Source organism: Algoriphagus limi (genome assembly GCF_024919275.1).
Classification (GTDB): Bacteria; Bacteroidota; Bacteroidia; order Cytophagales; family Cyclobacteriaceae; genus Algoriphagus; species Algoriphagus limi.
The window spans coordinates 186,558-198,427 of sequence record NZ_JANWGH010000001.1; the positions used below are offsets into that span (position 1 = coordinate 186,558).

Genomic DNA, 11,870 nt, shown 5'->3' on the forward strand with positions numbered 1-11,870 from the left:
TGTCATAAGTCAAAGAATCTCCAGTTCCATGTGGTCAAAGCGTCAAGCTTTTTATTTGCTTTTTATTGCACTCATTTTCTCAATGAGTTTTGTGGTTTTTCAGCCTACAATCCGGTTTGATTATGATTTTGAGCAGTTTTTTCCTCAGGATGATGAAGATTTAGGATTTTATCAAAACTATGCTCAGCTATTTGGAGAGGATAATGACTACCTTTTAATGGCTTTCGAAAATCAGGGAAAAAAACTATGGGAACCGGATTTTTTAAACGAGTTTAAGCTCCTTCAAGGTAAAATTCAATTGTTGGAAAATGTCGATACGACGCTATCGATTTTAGATTTAAAGCAACCTCGGATTTCTCCTTTTGGTATTCGATTTCAGCCAGTGCTTTTATTAGACGAGGATTCAGTTCTGGTTAATCGGTTTAATGCTCAATTGGAAGGAAAATTTATTTCAAAGGATGGAAAATCGCTTTTGCTTTTAGTTCAGAATAGAGATAATCTCACAAAAGATGAAGGTGATGCTCTTTATGGACAAATTTTGGATGAAATATCAAATTCCAATCTTTCTCTTCGAGCCGTAGCAGGAAAAATTCAAACACAACGGGATTTCGTGGACTTGATGCAGGCGGAATTCAGCTTCTTTTTGGGCTTATCCCTGTTGGTTATGTTACTCATGTTAATAGTCCTATTTAGGTCTTGGTGGGGAGTGGCGATTCCAATCATTGTGCTTGGAGTTGGAGTTGCTTGGGCTTTTGGGGTGATTCTTTGGTTAGGAAATCCACTTGCTTTGATGTCTGTCATGCAACCCACTTTGTTTTTGATTGTTGGCTTAGGAGCTTTGGTTCATTTGCTTTCTCATCTGAGACAAAAATTAGAAAAAGGATATTCAAAAGATTATTGTATAGATCAAACGTTCAGGCAATTATTGATTCCAATTGGCTTAACCATGATGACAACTGCCTTTGGTTTTTTGTCTTTGTGGTTTACTTCTGTTCCAGCTTTAAAGGATTTTGGTCTGACTACTGGAATTGGAATTTTAGTGATGTTTTTCGCCGTGGTTCTACTTACTCCTGGTTTATTGTTTTTGATAAAAATCCCGGAACTAGAGAGATCAAGAAATACTTCAAAAAATTGGGTGTTAAACAGGCTTTTCGTTGCTCTGCTTAAACGTCGAACACTGGTGATTTGGGTTTTTGTAGGTATATCAGTTTTGTCCTTGGTTTTAGGTTCACAGGTTCGAATCAATGGATTTTTATTAGATAATCTTCCTTCCAATCACCCGATACGAGAGGATTTTGAATATTTTGACCAACAGTTTGGAGGCTCAAATCCTTTGGAAATTGCCATTTTGACACCTTCGGAGGAACTTAATATTTTTGATTATGAGGTTTTAGAACAGATTCAAAAAATTGAAAATAAGCTTCAAGACTACTTTAGTGGAGTTTCTTTGATATCGCCTTTGACTGTTGCTGAAGTTTTAAATCAAGCGCAAAATCAGGGGAATTCTGAAGCATTTCAATTTCCTTCCAAAGGACAATACCTTCGAATGAAGCGAATTTTGGACACCAATCCTCAGCAATTCTTACCAGCAGTCTATAATTCTGAAAACCGGATTGCTCGGATTAGTGGAAGACTTCCAGATTTGGGAAGTTTCAAAATGGGGGAGATCAGGCGGGATTTTTTTGAATTTGTGAAAGAAGAAATAGATCCAGAACTATTAAAAGTGAAATGGACAGGAACTTCCTATCTGATTGACCGGGGACATGAGTCCGTGACTCTTGAAATGGCAAGAGGACTTGGAGTTGCCTTTTTGTTGGTTGGGGTGATTGCGGGTATACTTTTCCGATCTTGGCGGATTTCTTTCATCTTATTGATTCCGAATATTATCCCATTGCTCATGATGTTGGCTGTGATGAATCTTATGGGTATTGAATTGAAATTGACTACTGCAATTTTGTTTTCTGTTGCTTTTGGAATAGCCGTGGACGACAGCATTCATTTTATGGCTCGCTTGCGGACCGAACTGTCATCAGGAAAAACATTTTTCTATGCCTTAAAAAGAACCTATCTGGAAACCGGAAAAGCCTTGGTTTTAACCACCCTAATTCTCGTTTTGGGCTTTAGCTTATTTTTATTCAGTGATTTTGGAGTGACCTTTTATACAGGTTTGTTAATAGCATTGGCACTCATTTTTGCATTGTCAGCCGATATGCTTTTTCTCCCATTATTTCTCATTCCTTTAAAAAAGGTATGGGAAAGCAAAGTCAAAAAACTTAATCTTTAATCAGGAAAGTGGCCGAAATGGGATAATGGTCTGAGTAATCAACCTCTTGGTGCGTTTCAAATTGAATCGGTTCCAATTTTTCGGAAGCAAAAATGTGGTCGATCCGTAAGAAAAATAATATTCGATTATAGGTGAAGCCAAAGCCTCTTCCAGCTCCCTCAAAAGCATTTTTAAGTATATCGCTTAAGCGGAAATAATTGTTGGAATAAGGGATTTCATTCAAATCTCCCATCAAAATGACTGGATATGGGCAGCTTTCTATATGTTTTTCGATGACTGAAACTTGCCTGCTTCTATTTAAGCTTCCTTCATGAAGTTTTTTTAGTGTTTGCCGATAGTTGGCTTTTACTTCCTCCAATTCATCCAATTTATCCGATTCGATTTTCATGGATTCCAAGTGGCAATTGTAAATCCGAATAGTATCTCCCTCGTATAAAATATCTGCAAAAATGGCCCCATTAGTCCGGCTATTATCGAAGACCTTTCCTTGGTTTATTATGGGGAATGAAGAAGAAATAGCAAGACCAAAGGATCTTCTTTTGGGATTTCCCTCTATTATTTCATAGTAAATCTCTCGGTTATTTTTTTCTCCAAGCAAGTCTACTGCGTTTCGGGAGGCGGATGTATTGTCTTGGTAAAACTCCTGAAAAGCCTTGATTTGAGCTGGATGATCCTGAATCCAAGAGAAGATATTGGGGTCAAATTTCCCTCCGGTTCTTCTTTTATAATCGAATAAGTGGACATTGTAGCTCAAGACTTTTAGCCCTTCAGCATCATCGTTTTTTGGATGCCATTGGAAACTGATTTCTAAAAAACGATATCCAATACAAAGGGCTATAAATGGTATCCAGGCTGATTTTTTCCAAGCGATAAATAAGACTAAAAAAAGAAAGAAATTAATCAACCAAATCAATGGGATGAAAAAGGGAAGGAGTCCGACATATGGGAAATCTTCCGGGCGAATGAATACACTGCCAAAAATCAGGAGGGAGACAATAAAAAGTAACCAAGCGATAAATTTCATCAATCGTGAAATAAGTAAAATGAGTGATTAAAGTAAAGAAAGCTTAACAAGTCCTCCATTGAATCCGTAATCAAACAAAAGTGGTGCTAAATTGGAAATTATTTATTTTGGCATGACGGAATACTAGTCCTTAATAAGGTAAAACAATATTGACCGTTTCATAAATGAAGAATTTTTAAGATAAATTAGTGACTATGAAAAAGAGATACCTATTTGTTCCAGCCTTAGTGGCCCTATCGGTTTTTGTTTCTTGCGGTAGCAAAAACTCCGAAACAACGGAAGAAAATTCCGCTACAGAAATGACTACTGAATCTGAGCAAGAGAGCCGCCCTAGTCCTTTGGAAGTAAAAGAAGGAGATATTTCTGGCAAGCCTTTTAAAGTTCAATACGGCTCTCCATCTGTAAAAGGAAGACAAATTTGGGGTGATTTGGTGCCGTATAATGTTGTTTGGAGAACAGGAGCTAATGAGGCAACCTTCATTGAATTATCTGAAGGAATGACCGTGGAGGGTCAGCCTTTAGCTGCGGGCAAGTATTCTCTTTTCACCATCCCAAAGGAAAATGGTGATTGGACTGTGATTCTTAATTCTGAGTGGGATTTGGAGCATGGTCACTTTCAATATGATGAAAAGCAGGATGTACTTCGAGTAGAGGTTAGTCCAGAGTGGGAAGAAAGTTCTCAGGAAAGGCTTTCCATTGATATCGAGGAACCAGGAATAGTAATTAGATGGGAAAAGCTTAAGCTTCCAATTCAGATACAATAAGAGTCCATAAAGTTTTGAAAACCCGGTTTTTTCAAAAGACCGGGTTTTTTATTTTATCCAAAGTGAAAAACAAATCGAGATTTTCCTGTTTTTCTTATATTGCTAGCTTCTGAATCATCCTATTCATTCATGAAAGTTTTCTCCTTTGTTTTAGTATTCCTCATCACGGTTGTCTTAGGTTATGTAGTGTCTATTCCGATGGGGCCTGCACCTCCTGTTGCGCCATTATTAGATCCAAACCATGGATTTTGGCAAAATATGTACAGTGAGGATCAATTGGCCGAGGAAACGATTCAGTTGGAAGGTCTTTCAGCTCCTGTAAAAGTCTCCTATGATGAAAATTTGATCCCTCACATTTTTGCACAAAATGAGGAGGATCTTTATAGAGTACAGGGGTATGTAACTGCGCAGCATCGCTTATGGCAGATGGAATTTCAAACCATGGCTGCTGCAGGTAGGATTTCAGAAATTGTTGGTCCGGTAGCTCTGGAATTAGATCGAATGACCCGTAGAAAAGGACTTGCTTATGGAGCCGAACTTGGGTATGAGTTTGTCAAAGAGAATTATCCTGAAATGTTAGACCTATTAGAGGCCTATGCTGATGGAGTGAATCAATACATTGCATCTTTGGATGATGCTAGGCTTCCCGTAGAATACAAAATCTTGAATTATCGTCCGGAAAACTGGTCTTCTTACAAGTCTTTACTCCTTCTGAAATACATGTCTGACATGTTAGTTGGAGATCGGGATTTGCAATATTCTAACCTTCGAAAGATTCTCGGTGAGGAAAAATTGAATGTGTTATTTCCTGAATTTCCTGCAGAAAATGATCCTGTGATTGAAGCAGAAAGAGTTTGGGATTTTGAACCGATCCAGGTTGAGAATCCAGATGCTGGATCTTATCCAAATGATGAGTTGGTAATTGACCCTTTGCCGCAACCCGAGGAAGGAGTTGGTTCAAATAACTGGGCCGTGGCAGGATGGAAAACAAAAAATGGGAATCCGATTTTGGCCAATGACCCTCATTTAAGTTTAAACCTTCCTTCACTTTGGTACAGCATGCAACTCAGTACACTGGAGCATACCGTGAAGGGCGCTACCTTGCCAGGAGCTTTGGGCGTCATTTCAGGATTTAATGAAAATATCGCTTGGGGAGTTACAAATGCCACCAAAGATGCAAGAGATTGGTATAAAATCACCTTTCAGGATGATTCCAGAAAAACATACAGATACGGGAGTGAGTGGAGAGAGGCAAACCATAGAATAGAAGAGATAAAAATCAAAGGTCAAGAGCCTTACTATGATACTGTTGTATACACCCATTATGGTCCTGTTGTTTATGATAGGACTTTTGGAAGTGAACGACAGGATGTGAATTTTGCTTTGAAATGGACAGCCCATATGGGTTCCAATGAGCAACTGACATTTATCAAAATGAATAAGGCAAAGAATCATGATGATTACAATGATGCCTTAAATCATTTTACAGCTCCAGCCCAAAACTTCGTCTTTGCTTCTGTTTCAGGAGATATTGCAATGCGAATTCAGGGGAAGTTTCCAGTAAAGTGGGAAAAGCAAGGTAAATTCTTCATGGATGGTGCTGATCCTCAAATGGAATGGCAAGCCTTTATTCCCAATGAGCAGAATCCTAGTACTCTAAATCCTGAGAGAGGATTTGTGTCTTCGGCAAATCAGCATCCAGTTGATCCTTCTTATCCATATTATGTTTTCGATAATAGCTACGAGCATTATCGAAATAGGCGGTTGAATAATCGTCTTCGGGAGATGAATTCGATCACAATTGATCAAATGAAGGAGCTCCAATTCGATGACTATTATCTTCATGCTGCAGAGGCACTTCCGGTCATGTTGGAATTGTTAGGGAATGAAATTGGAGAAGGTGAAAAAGCTGAAAAGTACCTAAACGAGCTTAAATCCTGGGATTTTTATGCAGACCCCAATCAAAAAGGTCCAACCTTATTTTACAATTGGTGGAATAAAACATACAATCAAATCTGGAATGATTGGATGGAATGGGATATATCGGTTGTTTATCCAAATAATTATGAGACGGTAAGGCTTTTAAAACTTAGCCCTGAAAGTGAATTTTTCGATCATAAGGGGACAGAAGCAATAGAAACAGCTAGGGATCACGTGAGAAATGGATTTGCTGAAATGGTGGAATCTATGAGTGAATGGGGGCAAGAAGAAGGGGATTATACTTGGGCTAATTATAAGCGGACCAGTATTCAGCACTTGGTTCCTCAGTTCAGGCCTTTTTCAGTTGAAAATGTATACACAGGTGGAGGTAGAGGGATTTTGAATGCAACCAGCGAGAGACATGGAGCTTCCTGGAGAATGGTCGTGGAGTTGGGGACACCAATTAAAGCCTTTGGGATATATCCTGGTGGCCAATCCGGAAACCCAGGGAGTAAGTTTTATAGTAACTTTATTTCCAAATGGGCGAATGGGGATTACCTAAATTTTGATCTTCGAACTGAGGATCAGGAAGAAAATTTATTGTTTCAAACTACCTTTACTAATTAATCATGAAGTTCATTTTGTTTCTCCTATTGTCTATTGTCTTGGTGATATTCTTAAATCCGTTCCTTCCTTTTTGGGGAGTTATGATTGGTCTGGGACTATTATCCCTTCTTGTTCAACCTGAAGGTGGAGCTGCTTTTTTTGGAGGTGGCTTTGGGATGGGGCTTGCTTGGATGGGATTAGCCTTTTACCTAAGTGCTGAAACGGGCAGTAATTTACCTGACAAGATGGCTCAACTTTTTGGTCTAGGAAATGGAACCTATATGATCTTGGCCACTGGTTTCCTAGGCTTTTTGTTGGGCGCTTTTTCTTCCTGGAGTGGGCAATTACTTCGAAATATGTTGAAGAAGAAGCCACAAAATATCTATATGGGATAATTCATGGTTTTAAAGGTTTTTACTTTTAGTTTGAAAAATTAGAATTAAAATAATTTTTATCGATTCCTTCTAATGAGTACCTTTGGTACTCGGTTTTCAATTTATTTTTAATGCTTGATTCTCTTATCACCTCAAAGACCAGGTTGAGGCTATTAGTAAAGTTTTTTGTGAATCACCATACGCAGAGTCACCTTAGAGGATTGGCAGATGAGTTTGGTGAATCAACTAATGCTATCCGAAAGGAATTGAATAATCTGACCCAAGCTGGGGTTTTAGTAAAAGAATCCGATAAGAATAAGATTTCCTACAAGGCTAACACAAATCATCCTTTCTATACCAATATCAGAGATATAATCCGAAAATATTTGGGTTTAGATAAGCTGTTGGAGCAGATTTTGGAGCGAATGGGAGAGGTTGAGCAAGTTTTACTTGTGGGTGACCTTTCTCGGGGGGTGGACTCCGGTAAAATTGATGTAGTGGTAGTTGGTGAAGATTTAAACCAAGACTATATCAAGGGCTTAACCAGAAGATTGGAAGAGCTGATCAATAGAAAAGTGATATTCACTTTAAAGACCAATCGTTTGGAATCTTCCGGATTGGTTCTTTTTGATAAAAATATAGGAATCTAGGATTTGTCCTGATTTCAGAATTACTGACTGCTAAGTCTAAATTGGGACTGAAAGGGCGAAGCTGTATCCGGGGTTTATGTTCAAATACCAATTTTCAATTTGAGTTTCAACCTTGAAATCACCTTAGCAAATTCAACCAAAATATTCTTAACTTCAAACACTTAATTAAAAACCAATTCGTATTCGATACGATTTTTACAAATTGGAACATTTCAATTTAATTCATTGACTTACTTGGAAAATATTCATTCTAAAGACCAACTCATGTTCACGAAAGTCTTTCGGAAGATTTGGTTAATGGCTTTTATTTTGGTTCTAGCCATACATGCTAGTTTGGCCCAGAGTCTTGCAGATATACAAAACCTAAGAGTTGATGATCTTTCCAATGCCCAAATAGAACAATTGGTAAAGCGGGCAGAAGCCAATGGAATTAATTCAACTCAATTGGTAGCAATTGCTCAGGAAAGGGGGATGCCTCCTTCGGAAGCCGCTAAGCTTTCTAGAAGAATCAATGAATTGATGAACGGGTCTAATTCCTCAAATCAAAATCAGAATGGTAATTTTTCCAGAAATCAGGATTTCGGGGGCTCTGTTGGTGTGTTCGATTCTCTTCGCAAATCAGACCCTTATTATGATTTGACTCCTGAGCAGAAGAAGATTTTTGGATTTAAACTTTTTCATAATCGGGAATTGGATTTTAGCCCAAGTTTGAACATTCCAACACCATCTTCTTATGTGATTGGCTCAGGGGATCAATTATTGATTGATATTTATGGAGCTTCTCAGCAGTCCTACGACTTAACGGTCACTCCAGAGGGAAAGATTTTTGTTCCTAACATTGGTCCAATTCAAGTTGGAGGATCTACGATTGAGGCGGCTGGAGCTCGAATAAAAACTAGTCTCGGAAGAATTTACTCAGGGCTTTTAGGAAGTTCTCCGAATACATTCCTTGAGATGAGATTGGGGAATATTCGTTCCATAAAAGTTTCCTTAGTAGGAGAAGTGACTAAGCCAGGGACTTATACCTTGCCTTCTTTCGCTACAGTTTTTAACGCGTTGTATTCTGCAGGAGGTCCTAATGAAACTGGAGCTTTCAGAAACATTCAAGTCTACAGAGATTCTAAATTGGTAGCTACTATTGACATCTATGATTTTTTGATCAATGGAGACCAAAGCTCAAATATTACTCTTAATGATAATGATGTGATTATTGTTCCTGCTTATCAGGCCAGAGTTGAACTGATAGGTCCAGTGCGAAGAGAGGGGTATTTTGAAGTTAAACAAGGTAATTCCTTATCGGACCTATTTAAGTATGCAGGAGGGTTTTCTTCTTTAGCCTTTCAAGACCGGGTTACAATTAGAAGATTTGAGGATAATCAACGTAAAGTAATTGATGTGGCTTCTGCTAGTTTTGATTCCTTTATGCCTAAGGATGGTGATGAGATTTTAGTGGGAGAAGTTTTGGAACGATTTCAAAATAGAGTTCAAATCACCGGTGCAGTTAACCGCCCTGGAGAATATTCCTTGGATGAAGGGATGGGTGTTTTGGAGTTGATTGAAAAAGCACAAGGATTAAAGCCTGAGGCCTTCACGAATCGAGCAACTTTATACAGAACCAATCCTGACTTGACTCTCGGAGCTATTTCATTGGATTTGAAAGAAATTTTAGAAGGGAATGGAACTAATGCAGCCTTGAAAAATGAAGACCTTCTTTTCATACCTAATCGATATGATATTCAAGAAGAATATTATGTGAAGATTTCAGGGGAGGTGAATTTTCCGGGAACTTATCCATTCGCCTCTAATATGACGGTAGGTGATTTAATTCTTAGAGCTGGGGGATTTTTAGAGTCGGCAGCAAATAGTTCCATTGAAATTGCGAGCAGAGCGAGGGATGCAAGTAGTGGGAAAATCGCTGAGATTTCTACCCTGACAATTAACTCAAGCTTGCAATTGAGCGAAGAAGAAGCTTCCAAGCCTTTAACGCCATTTGATCATGTATTTATTAGAAGAAGTCCTGGTTTTGAGAGAGAGCAAATTGTGGCAGTTAGAGGCGAAGTAAGATATCCAGGCGAATTCGTTTTAGGAAATGCAAATGAGCGAATTTCTGATTTGATTACCCGGTCAGGAGGATTATCTCAATTTGCTTACCCTAAAGGTGCTAGCTTAATCAGAAGGACCGTTTATTATAAAGGTAAGACCGAAGAAGAACTACGTGAGGAAAGTTTGAGGCAGATGTGGGAACGATTAAATCCCGAGACAAACCGTGAACTGAATGAGGCGGAGAAATTACTTTTTGAACGTGTGGATAAAAAGCTTGCGGAAATCGAGCAGAAAAGGTTGGAACAAGAAAACGAACAATCTGGGATGGATGAATTTTTTACTTTTTCCGATACGCTTTCCATTGATCCAGCTTTGAATCAAGAAAGATTCAAACAAGAGGATTTAGTAGGGATCGACTTAGAATATATTCTTAAAAATCCTGGTTCTGAAGCCGATTTGATCTTAATGGAAGGTGACATTCTTCAAGTACCAAAGCAATTGCAGACTGTGAGGATGGTAGGAGAAGTATTGATGCCTACGACCACCCGTTTTGACAAGGGGAAATCATTAAAACATTATATCTCTAAAGCAGGAGGATTTACCGAAAATGCAAGAAAAAGTAAAGCCTACGTGGTCTATGCAAATGGTGATGCAGCACAAACACGAAGCTTTTTAGGAATAAAAAATTACCCAACTGTAGAGCCAGGGGCAGAAATTGTAGTTCCCCAAAAACCACCAAGAGAACGAATTTCAACTGCTGGTTGGATTGGGATTGCTTCTAGTTTGGCAACGTTGGGAATCTTAGTGCAACAATTATTAAATTAATATAACCGATTATTTATGAAAATTGCTGTTGTAGGAACTGGGTATGTAGGCCTTGTTTCAGGAGCATGTTTTGCTGATGTGGGGATCGAAGTGACCTGCGTAGATATTGATCAGAAGAAAATCGATAAGCTCAAGCAGGGGATTATGCCAATTTACGAACCGGGATTAGAAGAAATCGTGGTTCGAAATTATCAAAGTGGTCGTCTTCATTTCAGTACCGATCTAGGCGAAGCGATTCAAGGAGCTGAAGTGGCATTCATTGCGGTAGGAACTCCTCCGGGAGAGGATGGTTCAGCTGATTTAAAGTATGTATTGGCTGTTGCAGATGAAATCGGACGAAAGATGACCGATTACATTGTGGTAGCTACTAAGAGTACTGTGCCGGTTATGACCGGCGAAAAAGTTCGAGCCACGATTAAGGCAGCCTTGGACAAAAGAGGTTCAGACCTTCCTTTTGCTGTTGCCTCCAATCCAGAATTCCTGAAAGAAGGTGCTGCAGTTGAAGACTTTTTGAAACCTGATCGAATCGTGATCGGAGTGGATGATGAGCGAGCAGAAAAAATCATGCAGCGCTTATACAAGCCTTTCCAGTTGAGCGGTGAGCGAATTATATACATGGATATTCCTTCTGCAGAAATGACCAAGTATGCTGCAAATGCCATGTTGGCAACGAAGATTTCCTTTATGAATGACATTGCTAACCTATGTGAAAAAGTAGGAGCTGATGCCAATATGGTAAGAAAAGGAATTGGTTCAGATCCGCGAATCGGAAATAAATTCATTTACCCTGGAGTTGGCTATGGTGGCTCTTGTTTTCCTAAAGATGTGAAAGCGATCATAAAAACAGCCAAAGAATACGGCTATGACCTTCGAGTTCTTCAGGCTGTAGAGGATGTAAATGATGATCAAAAATATATTTTGGCGAGCAAGGTTAAATCTCACTTCGGAGAGGACCTGAGCGGAATGACCTTTGCGATGTGGGGATTGAGCTTTAAGCCTAATACGGATGATATGCGGGAGTCTCCTGCTGCGGTTATTATCGATGAACTTCGAGCTGCCGGTGCCACAGTCAGAGCTTACGATCCTAAGGCTATGGAAGAGGCAAAAGAGCATTACTTGTTTGATAAGGTTACCTACTGTAAGGACGCTTATGATGCCTGCGTAGATGCAGATGCCTTATTGTTAGTGACAGAATGGTCTGAGTTTAGAATTCCAAGCTGGGATGCTGTCGGAAAGCTGTTGAAAAACAAGGTTATCTTTGATGGCCGAAATATCTACGATAAAAAATACCTTGATTCCCTAGGCTTTGTTCATTACGGGATTGGAGCTAAATAATCCATCAAATCCCCTGAGTCACTCAGGGGATTTTTCTGTATGAGT

General features: G+C 39.1%; 8 protein-coding genes. 7 read left to right on the forward strand and 1 reads right to left on the reverse strand.

Annotation, left to right across the window (positions count from 1 at the left end; genetic code table 11):
• The first annotated feature begins 28 nt into the window (after positions 1–28).
• On the forward strand, positions 29–2,284 hold the full coding sequence (locus NY014_RS00835; RefSeq protein WP_259412631.1) for an efflux RND transporter permease subunit: 2,256 nt from the start codon (positions 29–31) through the stop codon (positions 2,282–2,284).
• Here the strand turns inward: NY014_RS00835 and NY014_RS00840 are convergent.
• On the reverse strand, positions 2,274–3,308 hold the full coding sequence (locus tag NY014_RS00840) for an endonuclease/exonuclease/phosphatase family protein (protein WP_259412632.1): 1,035 nt from the start codon (positions 3,306–3,308) through the stop codon (positions 2,274–2,276). The two genes, NY014_RS00835 and NY014_RS00840, sit on opposite strands and share 11 nt — an antisense overlap.
• A 194-nt stretch (positions 3,309–3,502) precedes the next feature.
• Between NY014_RS00840 and NY014_RS00845 the strand changes: the two genes are divergently transcribed.
• From NY014_RS00845 to NY014_RS00870, 6 genes are all read left to right on the forward strand, one after another.
• Positions 3,503–4,072, forward strand: a complete 570-nt coding sequence (locus NY014_RS00845; RefSeq protein ID WP_259412633.1) for a DUF2911 domain-containing protein — start codon at positions 3,503–3,505, stop codon at positions 4,070–4,072.
• Positions 4,073–4,201: 129 nt separating this feature from the next.
• Positions 4,202–6,619 (forward strand): penicillin acylase family protein, encoded by a 2,418-nt coding sequence (locus NY014_RS00850; protein WP_259412634.1) that lies wholly within the window; start codon positions 4,202–4,204, stop codon positions 6,617–6,619.
• Between the two features lie 2 nt (positions 6,620–6,621).
• Positions 6,622–6,993 carry a hypothetical protein gene (locus NY014_RS00855; protein ID WP_259412635.1) on the forward strand — a complete coding sequence of 124 codons (372 nt, stop codon included), beginning with the start codon at positions 6,622–6,624 and terminating at the stop codon, positions 6,991–6,993.
• 110 nt (positions 6,994–7,103) lie between these two features.
• Positions 7,104–7,622 (forward strand): ArsR family transcriptional regulator, encoded by a 519-nt coding sequence (locus NY014_RS00860; protein WP_259412636.1) that lies wholly within the window; start codon positions 7,104–7,106, stop codon positions 7,620–7,622.
• A 264-nt stretch (positions 7,623–7,886) separates the two neighbouring features.
• Positions 7,887–10,490 (forward strand): SLBB domain-containing protein, encoded by a 2,604-nt coding sequence (locus tag NY014_RS00865; RefSeq protein WP_259412637.1) that lies wholly within the window; start codon positions 7,887–7,889, stop codon positions 10,488–10,490.
• Positions 10,491–10,505: 15 nt separating this feature from the next.
• Complete coding sequence (locus NY014_RS00870) at positions 10,506–11,825, forward strand: UDP-glucose dehydrogenase family protein (protein WP_259412638.1); 1,320 nt, start codon at positions 10,506–10,508, stop codon at positions 11,823–11,825.
• Positions 11,826–11,870 lie beyond the last annotated feature (45 nt).